This window comes from Rhizobium sophoriradicis, assembly GCF_025200795.1.
Taxonomy (GTDB): domain Bacteria; phylum Pseudomonadota; class Alphaproteobacteria; order Rhizobiales; family Rhizobiaceae; genus Rhizobium; species Rhizobium sophoriradicis.
In genome coordinates this window covers 672,349-689,330 of the sequence record NZ_CP104153.1, presented here as the reverse complement: position 1 = coordinate 689,330, position 16,982 = coordinate 672,349, and the positions used below count along the sequence as shown (strand labels likewise).

Sequence of the window (16,982 nt, the reverse complement as noted above, 5' to 3'; positions counted from 1 at the left end):
CTCCGATTTTTCTTTTCCGAAAGGACTTTCCATGACGTTCCATCCCCGCAACCTTCTCCTGCCGGCCGTGATCGCTCTCGGTCTTGCCACGCCGGCCGCTGCCGCCGACGCAGTGAAGCTGCGCTACCTCGCGAGCCAAGGCGGCCTTGCCGCCCATGAACTTGCCGACGCGCTCGGCTATTTCAAAGACACCGGCATCACGTTTGAGAATGTCGGCTATGCCCAGGGCGGCCCGGCCTCTCTCATCGCTCTTGCATCCGGGGACGTGGAGATCGGCAGCGCCGCCACCTCCGCCGTGCTGAATTCGATCATCGGCGGCAATGATTTCGTCGCCGCCTATCCGTCGAACGGCATCAATGACGAAGTGCAGTCGACCTTCTACGTGCTGGAAGACAGCCCGATCAAAAGCATCAAGGACATTGCCGGCAAGAGCATCGCCGTCAACACGCTCGGCGCCCATCTCGATTACACCATCCGCGAAGCCCTGCATTCCGTTGGCCTGCCGAGTGATTCCGCCAACCAGGTCGTCGTTCCTGGGCCGCAGCTCGAGCAGGTGCTGCGCTCCAAGCAGGTCGATATTGCCGCCTTCGGCTATTGGCAGACGACCTTCGAGGGTGCGGCGCTGAAGAACGGCGGCCTGCGCGCGGTCTTCGACGATACCGACGTGCTCGGCGACATCGCCGGCGGCTTCGTGGTCCTGCGCCGTGATTTCATTCAGCAGCATCCCGAGGCTGCGAAGATCTTCGTCGAGCAATCGGCCCGTGCCCTCGATTATGCCCGCGAACATCCCGAGGAGACCAAGAAGATCCTGGCCAAGGCACTCAGCGAGCGGGGCGAGAACCCTGATATCGCGCAGTATTTCCGGGGCTACGGCGTGCGCGCCGGCGGCCTGCCAGTCGAGCGCGACATCCAGTTCTGGATCGACGTCCTGGTTCGCGAAGGCAAGCTGAAGCAGGGCCAGCTCGCGGCCAAGGACATCATCTTCACCGCCGACGCCAAGCCGGCAAGCAACTGAGGAACTGCAATGAGCCTCGCCCAGGACATTCGCCGCGGAGAGGTGACGATCCGTCACCTCTCAAAATCCTACAAGCTGAACGGCAGCCATCTGCAGGTTCTGAAAGATATCAACCTCCACATCCGCTCCGGTGAAAGCCTCGCCATCGTCGGCGCCAGCGGATCGGGCAAGACGACCTTGCTCCGGGTTCTGGCCGGTCTCGAAGAGTCCGATACCGGTGAGGTAATCGTCGACGGCAAGACAATCCGCGGCGTCGGCGCGGAACGCGCCGTCATCTTCCAGGAGCCGCGCCTTCTTCCCTGGCTCGACGTCCTCGGCAACGTCGCCTTCGGGCTGGAAACGAGAGGTCTCACCCGCGAGCAGGCGAGGGCGCGTGCGCGCCATTACGTCAAGCTCGTCGGCCTGCAGCAATTCGAGGCGGCCTATCCAAGGCAACTGTCCGGCGGCATGGCACAGCGCGTCGGCATCGCCCGGGCGCTTGCCGTCCAGCCGGAAATCCTGCTGCTCGACGAACCGCTCGGCGCGCTCGATGCGATGACCAAGATCGGCATGCAGCAGGAGCTCGCCCGCATCTGGCGCGATGAGGATGTGACGACCATTCTCGTCACGCACGATCTCGAGGAGGCGATCTATCTCGCCGACCGGATTCTGATCCTGCCTCGGGAAAAGGGAGGCGAGCCGCGCCTGATCGACATCGATCTACCGCGACCCCGCGACCGCAGCGCCCCGGAATTCGTCCGGCACCGCGAGGAGTTGCTCAACCTGTTCGGGCTGCATTGAAGGCTGCGCCGCAGCCTTCGCGGGGCTATGCGATCCAGGGATCGATGAGTTCGATCCCGAACCCCTCGAAATCCCTGGTGTTGCGCGTGGCGAGAGTGAGATCGTGAGCAACCGCGGTTGCAGCGATCAGTCCATCTATCGACGACAGGCCGCGGCCGTTCCGCTTCGCGGGCCCCATAAGGTCACCCCAGGCTAAGGCAACCGGCTCGTCCATCGGAATGATGCGGCCCTCGAAGCGTTGCGGCAGGTCCCGGGCAAGCCATTCGGCCAGCGCGTCGCGTTTCCGTCCGCTGTCCATCAGGGCAACACCGCGCCGGATCTCCGCGACAGACACGATGCTGATGAAGGAGCGATCCTCATCCAGCTTATCCAGCCAAGCCAAGACGCGCATGTCGGGGTTCGGCTTCGTCACCTCCAACAGCACGTTGGTGTCCAGCAGAAGCCTCACAGTTCGGGATCACGCGGTTCGTCGCGTTTATGCTCGAGATCCAGATCGGCGCCACGCAGCGGCGAACTCATCAGGAATTCGGCAAGCGTACCCTTGCGCGCAGTCTTGCGCTGCCACTCCTCGGCGGAGACGACGACGACGCTCGGCTTGCCGTTCCGGGTAATCGTTTGCGGCGCGGATTGCGCGCGTTCGATAACCTCGGAAAGCTTTGCCTTTGCGCTGGCGACGGTCCAGCTTTCATTGCCTTGCCGTGACGGCCGCATTGCTCAACTCTATGACCAGAATGACCATAGTGACTATATAAGCCCAGGCCGGAGGAGTGGCAAGCGGCGTAGCTATCACGGTTTGCGTCTCGCTCCTGCGGTCAGATAGGGCCGCCGGTCCAGTTCCGCGGATCTCAACGAACTGCGTAGCCGCAGAAGATCCTTGCGGGCGATCAGGCCGCACAGCCTGCCTGAGGCCGGATCGACGATCGGGATACGGCCATTGTCCGTCGACAGCATCAGGTCTGCAATGAAGGCGACGGTATCATCAGGATGTCCGACGGGGACGGAATTATCCGTTACGGTTTCGCCAAGCGTCTGGGCCGCGAGGTCGGGCTTGCCCTGCCAGAGCAGGGCATCGGCTCGCGAGACGATGCCGGCGAGCTTGCCCGCAGCATCGACCAGCGGATAGATCCGGTGCGTCTTCTGCTGCGAGGCGAAGAAATCGCAGGCTTCTCCGACCGTCATGGTAACGGGAAGCGTATCGACCTCGGTGATCATGATTTCCCTTGCCCGGGAAAGCTCGAACGGATCGACGCCGTATTCGCGGGTGATGTGCTGCCCGCGGCGCGCGATCTTCTCGGTGAGGATCGAGCGGCGCAGCAGCAGCACCGTGACGGCATAGGCGACCACGGTTGCGGCGAGCAGGGGAACGAGCGTGCTGACGTCGCCGGTGATCTCCATCGCGAAGAAGGTTCCCGTCAGCGGCGCGCGCATTGTTCCGCCCATCATCGCCGCCATGCCGAGCAGTGCAAAGAAGCCGGGATCATTGCCAGGCATAATCAGCCCGACCAGCATCCGAGCGCGCCGCCGAAGATGAGAAGGGGGGCGAGCACGCCGCCTGAGGTTCCCGACGAGAGGGCAAACAGCCAGATGACGGTTTTCACCACGAGGATCGACATGACTGCCGGCGCGAGCAGCCGGTTGTTGAGCAGGCCATCGATAATGTCGTAACCGACGCCCATGGCCTGCGGCTCGATCAGGCCGCCGAGACCGATGACGAGACCGCCGAGCATCGGCCACCACATCCAGTGGATCGGCAGCGCCTCGAACAGATCCTCGATCTTATAGAGCAGCGTCGTCAACAACCCCGATTGCAGCCCCGATATGATGCCCAGCGCCGCACAGGCGAAAATCCCCCACCACGGCAAATCAACCTGAAAATGGGTCGGGAACAGCGGGCCTGTGCCGAAGAGCAGCGGGCGCCAGCAGATCGACACACCGGCGGCAACGGCGACGGGAATGAAGCTGCGCGGTTTCCATTCGAACAACAGCAGTTCGACCGCCAGCATGACCGCGGCGATCGGCGAGCCGAAGATCGCCGTCATGCCGGCGGCGGCACCCGCGACGAGCAGCGTCTTGCGCTCCGCCGCACTCATGTGAAAGAACTGGGCAAAGAGCGAGCCGATCGCCCCACCGGTCATGATGATCGGCCCCTCGGCGCCGAACGGGCCGCCGGTTCCGATCGAGATTGCCGAGGACAGCGGCTTCAGGACCGCGACCTTCGGCGACATCCGGCTGCCGCCGATCAGGATGGCTTCGATCGCCTCGGGAATGCCGTGGCCGCGGATTTTTTCTGACCCGAAGCGGGCCATCAGGCCGATGACCAGCCCGCCGAGCGGCGGCACCAGCACCATCCACAGAGACCGCGGCACTGATGCCAGAGAGTTAGGCTGAATGCCGATCTGCCCGAACCAGATGACATTCGTCACCAGCGCGATCAGGCTGACGAGACACCAGGCCGCAAACGCACCTGATGTCCCAATAATGATGGACATTCCGATCAGCAGGAGCACCCGCCTGTCGGTGGTGAAATCGCCGGCCTCGCGCCGGGAAAGACCGCCGGTAAAATCATGCGGGCGGTTGCTTGGTTGCTGCTGCGCCATGGAAGCCTCTGGTACGCGGAAATGGGTCTGCTCATGTGGCGTCATTATATCGTGATACGATATAAATCAATGGACGAAAGCGAGAAGACGAAAATCTGTCGGAAGATGCCTCACTTGACCGGCTGGCGGCCGTGCATCTATTCGAGATCGGCAATAGCGCACGCATGGATCGCCTCCTGCGAACCAAGCGGCAGAGGAGAATGACTGTGAAGAAAATCCCGCCGCCGCTGAGACCGGAGGATTACGAGGCGCTCGCCGATCTCAGATTTGCGCTTCGCCAGTTCATGGACTTCAGCGCTTCGGCCGCTCAGTCGGAGGGATTGCCCGTGCAGCAGCATCAGGCGCTCCTGGCGATCAAGGGACAACGCGGCGGCGAAGCCATGACCATCGGCATGCTGGCCGAGCGGCTGATCATCGCGCCCCATACGGCGACCGAACTCGTCGGACGGCTGTCGGACGCAGGGCTGGTCGAGCGCCATGCCGATCCTACTGACAGGCGTCGCCAGACGATCCTTCTGACAGAGAAGGCGGATGAGCTTCTGATGAGGCTGAGCGCCGTCCATCTTTCAGAAATCAGGGTGATGGCGCCGAAGCTGATCGAGCTTCTGCTCGAGCTTCAGAAGACGGCAAAATGAACCGCCGCCTTGCTCGGCAGCTCACCCTCGGCGTTTTCGGCGACCAGCGGCTGAATGACGGGCTGACCGCGCCGATCGCGCAATACCTCGACATCTACACCGTAAGTATGCGCGATGAGCGACGGCGTGACGATCGATTGCGGATGACCGCTCGCCTTCATCGTTCCCTCAGCGATCACCAGCAGATTGTCGGCATATTGGCAGGCCAGATTGAGATCGTGCAGCACGACCATGGTGACCCAGCCATTGGCGCGCGTTTCCCGGCGCACCAGATCGAGCAGCGCGATCTGATGCTTCAGATCGAGCGCGCTGACGGGCTCGTCCAGCAGCATGACTTTCGGCGCGCGCATCAGCACCTGCGAAAACAGCGCCATCTGCCTTTGTCCGCCGCTGAGCGACGCGATGTCGCGGCCGGCAAGATGGGCGATGCCGGCCTGCGAAAGCCGCGTCATCGCCATGTCGAGCGTCTCGTCATCGATGTGCAGCGACAGCCGGCCAAGCCGCCCGAGCACCACGACTTCGAGAACGGTGAGCGCAATATCGGCGGCGGTGTCCTGCGGCATATAGGCGAAGCTTTCGCGCCAGGACTTCAGCGTCCGCGCGCTCGTGCGTCCGGCGGAGAGGCTGTTGCCGCCAAGCGTGAGCCTGCCCTCGGCGAGCGGCAAGTCGCCGAAGAGCGCCCGCAGAAGCGTGGTCTTGCCTGTGCCGTTGGGGCCGATGACAGCGTGGATCTTGCCGGCCTCCAGGCTGGTATCGATACCGGAGACAATCCTTTGCCCGCCGCGTTCGATGGCGATGTTTTCAAGGCGGATCATGCGCCAGATCTCTTCGGCGCGAAGATCAACCACAGCAGGAACGGTACGCCGACAATGGCGGTGACGATGCCGACGGGAAACAGCGCGCCGGGGATGATCGACTTCGACACGACGGAGGCGGCCGACAGCATCAGCGCGCCGCTGACGACGGACATCGGCAGGAAGAAGCGCTGATCCTCGCCGACCGTCATGCGGGCGATGTGCGGGGCAACGAGGCCGATGAAGCCGATGACGCCGACGAAACTCGTGGCGGTCGCCGTCATCACCGCGACGATGACGAGGACTTTCATGCGCAAGAGCCGGACGTTGACGCCGAGGCTTGCGGCCCGCATCTCCCCCATGCGCAAGGCCGCGAGTTTCCAGGAATCCGCCATCAGCATAGCGCAACAGACGAGGGTGACAGCCGCGGTCAGGCCAAGCGTCGGCCAGGTCGCTTTGGTCAGGCTGCCGAACAGCCAGAACAATATCTGCTGCGACAGCTCCGGCGAGGACAGAAATTGGATGAGCGACAGCAGCGACTGGAACAAGAACAGCAGAGCGATGCCGCCGAGAATGATGGTTTCCGCCGTCATGCGGCGCATCGATGCCAGCGTGAAGAGAAAGAGCGCCGCCAACATGGAAAAGACGAAAGCGCCGAGCGGCACGGCGATCATCGCATCGAGGCCGAAATCGCCGAGCGCCAACACCAGCGCCGCCCCGAACCCCGCCGCAGCCGCCATGCCGAGGGTATAGGGGCTTGCCATCGGATTGTTGAGAAGCGTCTGCATCTGCGCGCCTCCGGCCCCGAGTGCTGCGCCGACGGCAAGCGCCATCAGCGCCATGGGCAGGCGCAGGCCGCGAACGATGGCGTCAGTCATGGCCGCGCGCTCGCCGAGACCTGTGAGCGAACGCACCACTTCCACTGGCGACAGCAGCGACGGGCCTGTCGCGATATCGAGAACGAGGCAAACCACCATCAGAGCCACGAAAATCAGAAGACTGCGCCAGCGCCTGCGTTCGCGCAGGCGGTGCGCGCCGATCGCTTCGGCATTGCGGGCGGTCACTGTCATCCAAACACCCATTTCAACGGAAAACGAGCGCCATGGAACATGGCGCTCGCAAAGAAGGACCGACCAGGATCAACCCTTGACGGCGATGGCGAAAGTGCCTTCGGGAACCACCGGCAGATACTTCTTGTAATAGCCGAGGTAGTTGGCAACCGGATCGACATCCTTGAACTGCTCGGGATAGAGCTGCTTGGCGATGTATTGCACCATCGCAAAATCAGAGATCGTGCGGGAGGCGCCTTGATAGACGCCGAAGAGATGGGCGTCCTTGACGGCGGGCAGTTCGCTCCAGCCCTGGCGGGTTTCGAAAGCCTTGAGCTTTTCGCGGGCTTCGTCGGCCTTGACACCCTGTCCCATCGGGAGAGCGGTCTCGCTCTTGTTGTTCTCGCGGCCGGAAATGAAGATGGCATCCGGCTTGGACGCCAGCACCTGCTCCGGATTGATCGGACCCCACCACTCCACGAAGGGCGCTGCAATATTGTCGCCGCCGGCGGCCGTCGACATGGCGCCCCACATGTTCTTGCCGTAGGTGAAGGAATATTCCGCCGGTCCCTTGTTGCCGAATTCGACATAGACCTTCGGCTTCGGCTTGCCCGACGCGGCGACGCGGACGGCGATGTCCTTCAGCGCGCCGGCGTAGAAATCGGCGATTTCCTTGCCGCGTGCATCCTGGCCGGTCAGCTGCCCGAACAGCACGGTCGAGGCGACATGGCGCTCGATGGTCTGAGCGTTGTAATCGACGACGACGACCGGAGTGCCTTGCTCTTCCAAGCGATGGGCGTCCTGGCCGAGCGCCTGATACTGCCAGTCGGCAAGGATGACCAGGTCGGGATTGAGGCTCAGCACTTTCTCGATGGAAAAGGTCTGCGCTTCCACTTCGCCGACATCGGCGATGTCGCCGAGCGAGGGGCGGTGGGCAAGGTGCATCTTCCAGTTCGCGGGAACCCAGCCCTCCCATGCCTCGCGTGAAATCCCGACGACGGAAACATAGGCCTTCTCGCCGCCGACGGCCATGTAATCTTCGAAATAGAAGCCGAGAACGACGCGCTTGGCCGGAAGGTCGACCTTCACCTGGCGGCCGATCACATCGGTGATCGTTTTCTGCTCTGCCATGGCAGAGGACGCGGAGAAAACAGCGGAAATAGAAATAAACGAGGCAGCCAGCCAGCCGGCCACGGATCTAAAATTCATGACAACCTTCCAACAGTTAAATACGAGGCCGGGTTATAAAAGATGATCAAACAAATCAAGTTATTTATCGACAGGCTCTCTCACCGGCAAAGCCTAGGTTTCGGCGGTAGGAATAACGGCGCACCTCATCCCGATCGATCGGAGACAGCGGACGCATGACGACCGCCGCCACTCTCTGCGGCTTCAGCGCAAAAGCGTCTTGCCGAGGCGATGGATATGGGCAGCACCGATGCCGCAGCAGCCGCCGATAATCGTCGCGCCGGCTTCGGCCCAGGAGCAGGCAAAACGCGAATAGACATCGCCGTTCAGATCGTCGCGGGTCTCGTGCAGGCCTTCATTGGCGGCCGATGCGCCCTGTTCGCCTTCGAAGGCATTGGCATAGACGCCGATTTCGATCGGGGCGTCCGCCTTGCGGAACACCCGCGCTGCCGTCTCCACAGCTGCCCGCATGACCTCGGGCTTGCTGCAGTTGAACAGGAAGGCCTCTGCACCCGATGACACCGCCCAGGACGCCGCCGCCTCGACGCTTTCGCCGGAACGAAGCTTCGGCTCGCCGCTTTTGATATCCGCTTCATCATCCGCCAGCGTGAAGGAAATCCAGAAGGGTTTGCCCGATGCCGCCACCGCCTCGCGGACGGCCTCGCCCTCGGCGATCAGACTCAGCGTCTCGCCGAGCCATATGTCGACGAAGGGGGCGAGGTTTTCGACCAGCACCTTGAGGTAATCCTGCACCCGCGCAGGCTGAAAATTCCGCGGCTCGTAAGAGCCGAAGATCGGCGGCAGCGAACCGGCGACCAGCACCTTGCGACCAGTAACGGAATCGGCCGCCTCGCGCGCTAAGCGACCGGCAAGACGGATCAGCGCTGCACCCTCCTTCCGAAACCGGTCCTCGCCGATATGGAAGGGCACCAGCGCATAGCTGTTGGTCGTGACGACCTCAGAGCCGGCATCGATGAACTCCTTATGCACCTCGCGAACGATATCCGGCGAATTGATCAGCGCCAGCGCCGACCATTCGGGCTGCTTCAATTCGGCGCCGAGCCGCAACAGCTCGCGGCTCATGCCGCCATCGAGGATTCGTATCGTGCTCATGAAGAGATCTCCATTCAGGCTGTCGCGCCGTTGCCGGCGGCGGGCTTTAAAAACAAAGTGAGAAACGTCCGTCCGCCTAACGCCGCACCGGCACCTGCGCTTCGAGACCTCGAAAGACGCGGGCGATGACAGCGGTCAGGGCCAGATAGAAGAGGGTGACGACAAGCAGCGGCTCATAGACCAGCAGCGTGTCCTGGCGAACCTTGTTGGCCACGGCATAGAGATCCATCACCGTAACCGTGAAGGCAAGCGGCGTCGCCTTCAGCTGCATGACGATCTCTCCGGCGATCGTCGGCAGCGCAATGCGGATGGCGCGCGGCAGCCAGATGCGGCGGGTCAGTTTCCAGGGCGACAGGCCGAAGGCTCGCCCGGCTTCGAGCTCACCCTTGGGAACGGCAAGCAGCGCGCCGCGCAGCACCTCTGCCTCGTAAGCCGCATAATTCAGCGTGAAGCTGACCGCGGCGAAGAAGAAGCCTTCGCGCAGGATCGGCCAGAACAGGGTCTGGCGTATGCCGGGGACCATCGGCAGCAGCGAGCCGACGCCGTAATAGAGAAGCCACAGCTGGATCAGCAGCGGCGTGCCACGGAAAAAGGTGCAGTAGCCGCGGGCAAGCAGCCGCGTCAGCCTGCCGCCGCTGACCTGCGCGAAGGCCAGACCGATGGCGATGATGAAACCGAACACCACTGAGATGACCAGCAGCGCCACGGTCTGCCAGGCGCCGGTCAGAAGCAGCGGCCAATAGGAAGAGATCCAGGTGAAACTCATGGGCGCGGCTTCCTCAGGCGAGACGCGGCTGTCCGCGCCGCACCCGTCCTTCGATCAGCTTGAAAGCGACGTTGGAAACGAGGGTGATGGCGAGGTAGAGAAGGGCGGAAGCGAGGAAAAACACGAAGTAGTGTTTGGTGCTCGCCCCGGCGAGGCGGGTGGCGAGCGCCAGTTCCTGGTAGCCGACGACCGCCACCAGCGCGCTGTCCTTGGTGACCGACATCCACAGATTGGCCATCCCCGGCAGCGCGTTCGGCAACAGCGCCGGCAGCAAGACGCGGCGAAATCGCAGCGCCGGCCCCATGCCGAAAGCTTTGGCGGCTTCGATCTGGCCGGCGGGAATGGAAAGGATCGCGCCGCGCAGCACTTCCGTCATATAGGCGCCCTGCACGAAGCCGAGCACGGCGACGGCCGCGACAAAACCGTTCACTTCGATCGGCGGCAGTTCCAACGCCGCCAGCAGCCGGTTGAGGCCGTCGGTGCCGGCATAATAGAGCCCGACGATCAGGATCAGCTCGGGAACAGCGCGAATGACAGTGGTGTAGAGATCGAGCACCAGGCGGAGCGCGCGATTGCCCGAGAGCTTTCCAAACGCGCCGCCGGTGCCGAGCAAAATTCCGACTGCGAAGGCGCAAGCCGAGATGGCGACCGTGGAGACCGCGCCTGCCAAAAGAACGCCGCCCCATCCCGGAGGATAGGGAGACAGCAGATCCAGAATGCCTTGTTGCGCGGTCGCCATTTTTTGCAGTGCTTACTTCGCGCCGTAGATGTCGAAATCGAAGTATTTCTTGGTGATGGCGTCATACTGGCCGTTGGCGCGAACCGCAGCGATTGCCGCATTCAGCTTGGCTTTCAGCTCCGTATCTTCCTTGCGCAACCCGCCCGAAACGCCGGCTCCGAGAATTTCCTTGTCGTCGGCGACATCTCCCATCTTGGCGCAGCAATCCTTGCCGCCGTCGCTCTTCAGGAAGGCGTCGAGCGCCAAGGAATCGCCGAAGACGTAGTCGATACGGCCGGAGGCGAGATCCTGGAAAGCCTCGTCGAGCGTCTGATAGGTCTTTTCGTCGGCAGCCTCGGCAAAGTATTTCTTGTAATATTCGGACTGGATCGTCGACACCTGGATGCCGATGGTCTTGCCCTTCACATCCTCGGCAGTGGCGCCCGGCTTCTGGTCCTTGGGACCGATCAGCGTGCTCGGGGTGTTGTAGTACTTGTCGGTGAAGTCGATCACCTTCGAGCGTTCCGCCGTGTTCGACATCGATGACCAGATCACGTCGAATTTCTTGCTCTCAAGAGCCGGAATGAGACCATCCCAGGAAATGTCGACGATTGAGCACTTCTCCTTCATCTCCGCACAAACGGCGTTCATCAGGTCGATTTCCCAGCCGTGCCACTCACCCGAGGCGTCCTTGGCGAAGAACGGCGGATAGGATTCATTCATGACGCCAAAGCGGACTTCGGCCTGTGCGGCAACCGCAGAAAGCGCAAGTGCCGCGCCGGCAAAAAGCGTGGGGAGCAGTTTCATTCGCAGGTATCTCCTGGTTCGTGTGTTGTCGATGATGGCTGATGTGGATCAATGGGCGCTGAGACGGGTGAATTCCCGGCAGCGGGCGCTGACCGGCGCCCCGAAAACTTGCTCCGGCGACCCTTCCTCCTCGATCCGTCCTTGATGCAGGAAGAGGACGCGGCTCGAAACATCCCGGGCGAAACGCATTTCATGCGTGACGATCAGCATGGTTCGGCCTTCTTCGGCGAGATCGCGGATGACCTTGAGGACCTCACCGACCAGCTCCGGATCGAGCGCCGATGTCGGCTCGTCGAAAAGCATGACGGCGGGATCGACGCAGAGCGCCCGCGCAATTGCCGCGCGCTGCTGCTGGCCACCGGAGAGGAACGCGGGATAGGCGTCGCGCTTGTCGAAGAGCCCGACCTTGTGGAGCAGAGATTCCGCCTTTTCGATCGCCTCGCGCTTTGAAATGCCCATGACATGCACCGGCGCCTCGATGACGTTTTCCAGCACGGTGCGATGCGCCCAGAGATTGAAACTCTGGAAGACCATGCCGAGCCCCGTCCGCAGCCGTTCAATCTGCCGCCAGCTCTGCGGCTGCAGCCGCCCGCCGCGGCCGGCCTTCAGCGCGACTTCCTCGCCGTTGACGGCGATGCGGCCGCGATCCGGCGTTTCCAGGAAATTGATGCATCGGAGAAACGTGCTCTTGCCGGAGCCGGACGAACCGATGATCGAAATTACGTCCGACCTGTGGGCCTCAGTCGAGATACCTTTCAGAACCTGTTGTGAGCCGAAGCTTTTGTGAAGATCTTCGACGCGAAGAGCAGGAAAGGGTTGATCCGACATGCATGGTTCCGGCTGAATTCAATCTGCGAAGGATAATGATAAAAGAACGCGGTTTTTTCGCGCAATTTCCATCTCTTTTGCATATTATGAGCAAAATAATGTTTTCAACGCTGCGAATGTGGCGCAACGCTTGCTGTGGCAAGGATCGGACTGGACCATGGAGCAACTGGATCGTTTTGACCGCGACATTCTCGATATCGTTCAGCGCGATTGCCAGTTGAAAGCTGAAACCATCGCCGAACGGGTCGGACTGTCGGTCTCCGCCGTGCAGCGGCGGTTGAAGCGGCTGCGCGAGGAGGGGATCATCAAGGCGGAGGTGGCCGTACTGGATCGCAAGGCGACGGCGACATCGATGGTCTTCATCGTCGGCATGGAGATCGAGCGCGACAATTACGACGCGCTGGCGAAATTCCGCCTTTGGGCGGAGAAGCAGGATCATATTCAGCAAGTCTATTACGTCACAGGCGCCGTCGATCTGATCGCGATCGTCACTGCCCGCGATGTTGAGCATTATGACGACATTGCCGCCCTGATCATGGCTGACAATCCGCAGATCCGCCGCATGCACACCAATGTCGTGCTGCGCGACGTCAAGCTCGGCCTGTTCGTGCCAGTGGGATAGCGCTTGCCGGCCACACCGACAAGCCGCTGGACTCGCATTCGGCAAAGCGCATAATTCCGGCGCGCATCCCGGGGAGGACCGATCGTTGACGTTACGACACCAGATCATCGCATTGGCGATCGTCCCCCTCGTCATCTCGATCCTCGCGATCACCACCTTCATCACCTGGCAATCGGCAAATCTCGCCAAGAACAGCATCGAGACGTTCGAGCAGAACATGCTGAAGACGAGGGAAGCCGAGATCCTCAATCTGACCAATCTTGCCCTATCGGCCATCCAGACGATCTACGACAAGGCCGGCCCCGACGACGAAGCCGCCAAACAGCAGGTGGCTAGTATTCTGACCTCGCTCGACTATGGCAAAGACGGCTATTTCTTCGTCTACGATTATGACGGCAATAATATCGTTCATCCGCGCCAGAGCTTCCGGCATGGACAAAACTGGCTCGACCTGACGGATCCCGATGGCGACAAGGTGATTGCCGAGCTGATCGCCACCGCAAAGGCGGGCGGCGGCCTGCACCAGTACAAATGGCAGAAACCTTCCACCGGACAGATCGCCGACAAGCTCTCCTTCGTCGTCAGTCTCGACAAATGGCACTGGGTGGTGGGAACCGGCGTTTATCTGGACGACGTCTTCGCCCAAAGTGCGGCCGCCAACAAGGTGATGCGCGCCAATATCAGACGGACCTTCGTCATCGTCGCGCTGATCGCCGTGCCCGCAGTGCTCGTCGTTTTCACCACCTGCATGCTGCTGACCTTCCACGAACGCCGCATGGCCGACAGCCGGCTCAAGGAGCTGACGCAGCGGGTCATCGACACCCAGGAAGAGGAGCGCACCCGGCTGGCGCGCGAGCTGCATGACGGCATCTCCCAAAATCTTCTCGGCGTGCGCTATGCGATGGATCTCGCCGGCCGCAAGGTCAGGACCAATGTCGACGAGGCGGCACTGACCATCGAGCGCGGCGTCGAGGCGCTGAACGGCGCCATCAAGGAAATCCGGCTGCTCTCGCATGATCTGCGCCCGCGCGTGCTCGACGATCTCGGCCTGACGGCGGCGCTGGAGGCACTGTGTCATCACTTTGCCGAACGGACGGGGATCGAGACGACGATCGACGCCTCGGGCTTTGCCGGCATGCTGAAGGCGGAAGCCAGCACCGCCCTTTATCGCGTCGCCCAGGAAGCCTTCAACAATGTCGAACGGCATTCGGGCGCCTCGAAGCTTTCGGTCAAGCTCTGGAGCGACGGCGGCCGCGCCCGAATGACCATCTCCGACAACGGCACCGGCTTCGATGGCGCTAGGGATGGCACGTCCGGCGGCTCGGGCCTCGGCCTGCGCAACATGCAGGAGCGGATGGCGCACTTCCGGGGCCTGCTTCTCATCAACAGCAGCGAGGCCGGCACGACGCTGACGGCGATGATGCCGAGATCGGCCAATCTTGCCCCTGGCAAGCAGGCGCAAGCCGCATGACGGAACGCCCGAAAATCAAGGTACTCCTGATCGACAACCATCCGCTGGTGCTGGACGGATTGAAAGCCGTGCTCGAGACATTCGATCATATCGAGGTCGCCGGCACCGCCGGGCTAGCGCAAGCCGGGCTCGATATCGCCCGGCAGATCCAGCCGCAGGTGGTGCTGATGGACATCAACATGCCGAAGCTCAGCGGCATCGATGCGATCGAACTGTTCAGGAGCGAACTTCCGCAGACCCGCGTCGTGATGCTCTCCATGCATGACAGCCGCGAGTATATCTCCTCTTCGGTCATGCGCGGCGCCGCCGGTTATGTTCTGAAAGACGTCTCCACAGAGGAGATCGTCGCGGCGATCGAAACCGTCTCGGATGGCGGCACCTATTTCTCCTCCGGCGTCTTCGACGCGCTGATGGGGGAACGGGCGGAGGAGGGGAGCGACCCCTTGACGCCGCGCGAACGCGATATCCTCGGGCTGATCGTTGCCGGCCGGAGCAACCGCGAGATCGCCGAAGTGCTCGGGATAAGCTCTGCCACGGCGGAAACCCATCGCAAGAACCTCAAAAAGAAACTTGGCATCGCCACCACCGCAGGCCTGATCCGCTACGCGCTCGATCACGGCATCGCCTCGAAAATCGACCCGAATTCGCGCCTACCCACTTCTGGGTAGAGCCCGGTATTTCGGCTCTGCGCCCATCTTGTGAGGATAAAACCGACGCCCTAGGACTCCATTCGCGGCTTGCCAAGCGCCAAGCCGTTGGGAGGAATTCACATGCGTTACATCAGCTTCCGATCCGCCGGAAAAGCTCGAGCGACCCGAACCGGGCCTGCTGCCGCCGCCGGCTGACAGACCTGCCTTCCACGCCGACAACTGGAACATGGCGACCGCCGACCGCGGCGCCTGAAAGGTACTCCGACATGGAAAAACCACGTAGCAAGGCAGCGCTATGGCTGCTGATCATTCCGTACATAGGTCTGCTCTGGCCGCCGTTCTACAATCTTCGCGAGCCGTCGCTTTTCGGCTTCCCCTTCTTCTACTGGTATCAGCTTCTCTGGGTGCCGATCACGGCGACGCTGACCTGGATCGCCTATCGGAGCGTTCGCCATGACGACTGACATCAACGGCACGGCGCTCGCCGTCTTCATCTTCTTCTTCGCCCTCGTCACCGTCATGGGTTTCGTCGCCAGCCGCTGGCGCAAGCCCGAGACGCTCGCCCATATCGATGAATGGGGCCTCGGCGGACGCAACTTCGGCACCTGGATCACCTGGTTCCTCGTCGGCGGCGATTTCTATACCGCCTATACAGTCATCGCCGTCCCGGCGCTTGTCTATACCGTCGGCGCCTACGGTTTCTTCGCGCTGCCCTATACGATCGTCGTCTATCCCTTCGTGTTCATGGTCATGCCGATCCTGTGGAAACGCGCCAAGGATTTCGGCTATGTGACAGCGGCCGACGTCGTTCACGGCCAATATGGATCGCGCGGTCTCGAGCTCGCCGTCGCGGCGACGGGCGTCATCGCCACCATGCCTTACATTGCCCTCCAGCTCGTCGGCATGACGGCGGTCTTGAAGGCGCTCGGACTGCACGGCGAGCTGCCGCTGGCGATCGCCTTCATCGTGCTGGCGCTCTACACCTATTCGGCGGGCCTGCGCGCGCCGGCTCTGATCGCCTTCGTCAAGGACATCATGATTTATATTGTGGTGATCGCAGCGGTCGCGCTGATCCCGTCGAAGCTCGGCGGCTACGCCAATGTCTTCGCATCGGCTGACGCGGCCTTCCAGGCCAAGGGTTCCGGCAACCTGCTGCTCGGCGGCAATCAGTATGTCGCCTATGCCACGCTCGCTTTCGGTTCGGCGCTGGCGGCCTTCATGTATCCGCATACGCTGACCGGCATCTTTGCCTCCAACAGCGGCAAGACGATCCGCAAGAATGCGATCATGCTGCCCGCCTATACGCTGCTGCTGGGACTTCTGGCGCTGCTCGGCTATATGGGCCATGCCGCCAACCTGAAGCTCGACAGTGCCAATGACGTCGTTCCGACCCTGTTCAAGACGCTGTTTTCGGGCTGGTTCTCGGGCTTCGCCTTTGCGGCGATCGCGATCGGGGCACTGGTGCCGGCGGCGGTGATGAGCATCGGCGCCGCCAACCTCTTCACCCGCAATTTCTGGAAGGCCTATGTCGACCCCAAGGTCAGCGATGCGGGCGAAGCCAAGGTCGCGAAGGTGACGTCGCTGGTGGTGAAGGTAGGCGCGTTGCTCGTCATCATCTTCCTGCCGACGCAGTTCGCACTCGACCTGCAGCTGCTCGGCGGCATCTGGATCCTGCAGACGCTGCCGGCTCTTGTCTTCGGTCTCTATACCAACTGGTTCCGCGCACCCGGTCTGCTTGCCGGCTGGTTCGTCGGCTTCTGCGGCGGCACCTACCTCGTCTGGGATGCCGGCTGGAAGCCGCTGCATATGATCAGCCTCGGCGGTGAACCCTTCACCGTCTATACCGGCCTGCTGGCGCTGGCGGCAAACATCGCCGTTGCGGTCGTGGTCAACGCCCTGCTTCCGGCCAAGGTCCCGGCCCGGGCGTAAGATAAAAACACGAAGGGCAG

18 protein-coding genes and 1 pseudogene are annotated in these 16,982 nt (G+C 62.1%); 8 read left to right on the top strand and 11 right to left on the bottom strand.

What is annotated here, in order from left to right; translation table 11 throughout:
• The first annotated feature begins 31 nt into the window (after window positions 1-31).
• The gene (locus N2597_RS25185) at window positions 32-1,015 is read left to right on the top strand and encodes an ABC transporter substrate-binding protein (RefSeq protein ID WP_097664961.1); all 984 of its coding nucleotides are present in this window, start codon (window positions 32-34) and stop codon (window positions 1,013-1,015) included.
• A 9-nt stretch (window positions 1,016-1,024) separates the two neighbouring features.
• Entirely contained in the window at window positions 1,025-1,795 is a 771-nt protein-coding gene (locus N2597_RS25180) for an ABC transporter ATP-binding protein (RefSeq protein WP_086156760.1), read from the top strand.
• Between the two features lie 25 nt (window positions 1,796-1,820).
• Here the strand turns inward: N2597_RS25180 and N2597_RS25175 are convergent, their stop codons facing one another.
• The 3 genes and pseudogenes from N2597_RS25175 to N2597_RS25165 form a co-directional block, all read right to left on the bottom strand.
• The gene (locus N2597_RS25175; protein ID WP_106796371.1) at window positions 1,821-2,243 is read right to left on the bottom strand and encodes a type II toxin-antitoxin system VapC family toxin; all 423 of its coding nucleotides are present in this window, start codon (window positions 2,241-2,243) and stop codon (window positions 1,821-1,823) included.
• Window positions 2,240-2,506: a type II toxin-antitoxin system Phd/YefM family antitoxin gene (locus tag N2597_RS25170; protein ID WP_106796372.1), complete on the bottom strand. Its 267-nt coding sequence runs from the start codon at window positions 2,504-2,506 to the stop codon at window positions 2,240-2,242. The genes N2597_RS25175 and N2597_RS25170 overlap by 4 nt, the downstream gene beginning before the upstream one ends.
• A gap of 75 nt (window positions 2,507-2,581) precedes the next feature.
• A pseudogene (locus tag N2597_RS25165) lies at window positions 2,582-4,392 on the bottom strand (chloride channel protein).
• Between the two features lie 206 nt (window positions 4,393-4,598).
• Between N2597_RS25165 and N2597_RS25160 the strand changes: the two are divergent.
• Complete coding sequence (locus N2597_RS25160) at window positions 4,599-5,027, top strand: MarR family winged helix-turn-helix transcriptional regulator (RefSeq protein WP_086156758.1); 429 nt, start codon at window positions 4,599-4,601, stop codon at window positions 5,025-5,027.
• Here the strand turns inward: N2597_RS25160 and N2597_RS25155 are convergent.
• The 8 genes from N2597_RS25155 to N2597_RS25120 all read right to left on the bottom strand — a co-directional run bounded on the left by N2597_RS25155 (window position 5,009) and on the right by N2597_RS25120 (window position 12,290).
• Window positions 5,009-5,842, bottom strand: coding sequence for an ABC transporter ATP-binding protein (locus N2597_RS25155; RefSeq protein ID WP_183595994.1), 834 nt, complete (start codon window positions 5,840-5,842; stop codon window positions 5,009-5,011). The genes N2597_RS25160 and N2597_RS25155 overlap by 19 nt on opposite strands.
• Window positions 5,839-6,891, bottom strand: coding sequence for a FecCD family ABC transporter permease (locus N2597_RS25150; RefSeq protein WP_096763875.1), 1,053 nt, complete (start codon window positions 6,889-6,891; stop codon window positions 5,839-5,841). The genes N2597_RS25155 and N2597_RS25150 overlap by 4 nt, the downstream gene beginning before the upstream one ends.
• Window positions 6,892-6,960: 69 nt before the next feature.
• On the bottom strand, window positions 6,961-8,079 hold the full coding sequence (locus N2597_RS25145; RefSeq protein WP_183595992.1) for an ABC transporter substrate-binding protein: 1,119 nt from the start codon (window positions 8,077-8,079) through the stop codon (window positions 6,961-6,963).
• Window positions 8,080-8,262: 183 nt separating this feature from the next.
• On the bottom strand, window positions 8,263-9,171 hold the full coding sequence (locus tag N2597_RS25140; protein WP_096763873.1) for a homocysteine S-methyltransferase family protein: 909 nt from the start codon (window positions 9,169-9,171) through the stop codon (window positions 8,263-8,265).
• A 76-nt stretch (window positions 9,172-9,247) separates the two neighbouring features.
• Complete coding sequence (locus N2597_RS25135) at window positions 9,248-9,937, bottom strand: ABC transporter permease (protein WP_183595990.1); 690 nt, start codon at window positions 9,935-9,937, stop codon at window positions 9,248-9,250.
• Between the two features lie 13 nt (window positions 9,938-9,950).
• Entirely contained in the window at window positions 9,951-10,676 is a 726-nt protein-coding gene (locus tag N2597_RS25130) for an ABC transporter permease (RefSeq protein WP_096763871.1), read from the bottom strand.
• 12 nt (window positions 10,677-10,688) lie between these two features.
• Window positions 10,689-11,462 carry a transporter substrate-binding domain-containing protein gene (locus tag N2597_RS25125; RefSeq protein ID WP_040143114.1) on the bottom strand — a complete coding sequence of 258 codons (774 nt, stop codon included), beginning with the start codon at window positions 11,460-11,462 and terminating at the stop codon, window positions 10,689-10,691.
• A 48-nt stretch (window positions 11,463-11,510) separates the two neighbouring features.
• Window positions 11,511-12,290, bottom strand: coding sequence for an ABC transporter ATP-binding protein (locus N2597_RS25120; protein ID WP_096763869.1), 780 nt, complete (start codon window positions 12,288-12,290; stop codon window positions 11,511-11,513).
• A 133-nt stretch (window positions 12,291-12,423) separates the two neighbouring features.
• Between N2597_RS25120 and N2597_RS25115 the strand changes: the two genes are divergently transcribed.
• The 5 genes from N2597_RS25115 to mctP all read left to right on the top strand — a co-directional run bounded on the left by N2597_RS25115 (window position 12,424) and on the right by mctP (window position 16,962).
• Window positions 12,424-12,912 (top strand): Lrp/AsnC family transcriptional regulator, encoded by a 489-nt coding sequence (locus tag N2597_RS25115; protein ID WP_479725377.1) that lies wholly within the window; start codon window positions 12,424-12,426, stop codon window positions 12,910-12,912.
• 85 nt (window positions 12,913-12,997) lie between these two features.
• A complete protein-coding gene (gene mctS, locus N2597_RS25110; RefSeq protein ID WP_183595988.1) occupies window positions 12,998-14,383 on the top strand; it encodes a two-component system sensor histidine kinase MctS in 1,386 nt (461 codons plus the stop codon).
• Window positions 14,380-15,051 (top strand): two-component system response regulator MctR, encoded by a 672-nt coding sequence (gene mctR / locus N2597_RS25105; RefSeq protein ID WP_183595986.1) that lies wholly within the window; start codon window positions 14,380-14,382, stop codon window positions 15,049-15,051. The genes mctS and mctR overlap by 4 nt, the downstream gene beginning before the upstream one ends.
• 248 nt (window positions 15,052-15,299) lie before the next feature.
• Complete coding sequence (locus N2597_RS25100) at window positions 15,300-15,497, top strand: DUF3311 domain-containing protein (protein ID WP_007539443.1); 198 nt, start codon at window positions 15,300-15,302, stop codon at window positions 15,495-15,497.
• Window positions 15,487-16,962, top strand: a complete 1,476-nt coding sequence (mctP, locus tag N2597_RS25095; protein WP_040113042.1) for a monocarboxylate uptake permease MctP — start codon at window positions 15,487-15,489, stop codon at window positions 16,960-16,962. Before N2597_RS25100 ends, mctP begins: the two co-directional genes overlap by 11 nt.
• The last annotated feature ends 20 nt before the right edge of the window (window positions 16,963-16,982 follow it).

Coding starts and splice junctions, on each gene's coding strand:
- N2597_RS25185 (WP_097664961.1), top strand. CDS start 32: ATGACGTTCCATCCCCGCAACCTTCTCCTGCCGGCCGTGATCGCTCTC.
- N2597_RS25180 (WP_086156760.1), top strand. CDS start 1,025: ATGAGCCTCGCCCAGGACATTCGCCGCGGAGAGGTGACGATCCGTCAC.
- N2597_RS25170 (WP_106796372.1), bottom strand. CDS start 2,506: ATGCGGCCGTCACGGCAAGGCAATGAAAGCTGGACCGTCGCCAGCGCA.
- N2597_RS25155 (WP_183595994.1), bottom strand. CDS start 5,842: ATGATCCGCCTTGAAAACATCGCCATCGAACGCGGCGGGCAAAGGATT.
- N2597_RS25150 (WP_096763875.1), bottom strand. CDS start 6,891: ATGACAGTGACCGCCCGCAATGCCGAAGCGATCGGCGCGCACCGCCTG.
- N2597_RS25145 (WP_183595992.1), bottom strand. CDS start 8,079: ATGAATTTTAGATCCGTGGCCGGCTGGCTGGCTGCCTCGTTTATTTCT.
- N2597_RS25140 (WP_096763873.1), bottom strand. CDS start 9,171: ATGAGCACGATACGAATCCTCGATGGCGGCATGAGCCGCGAGCTGTTG.
- N2597_RS25135 (WP_183595990.1), bottom strand. CDS start 9,937: ATGAGTTTCACCTGGATCTCTTCCTATTGGCCGCTGCTTCTGACCGGC.
- N2597_RS25130 (WP_096763871.1), bottom strand. CDS start 10,676: ATGGCGACCGCGCAACAAGGCATTCTGGATCTGCTGTCTCCCTATCCT.
- N2597_RS25125 (WP_040143114.1), bottom strand. CDS start 11,462: ATGAAACTGCTCCCCACGCTTTTTGCCGGCGCGGCACTTGCGCTTTCT.
- N2597_RS25120 (WP_096763869.1), bottom strand. CDS start 12,290: ATGTCGGATCAACCCTTTCCTGCTCTTCGCGTCGAAGATCTTCACAAA.
- mctR (WP_183595986.1), top strand. CDS start 14,380: ATGACGGAACGCCCGAAAATCAAGGTACTCCTGATCGACAACCATCCG.
- N2597_RS25100 (WP_007539443.1), top strand. CDS start 15,300: ATGGAAAAACCACGTAGCAAGGCAGCGCTATGGCTGCTGATCATTCCG.
- mctP (WP_040113042.1), top strand. CDS start 15,487: ATGACGACTGACATCAACGGCACGGCGCTCGCCGTCTTCATCTTCTTC.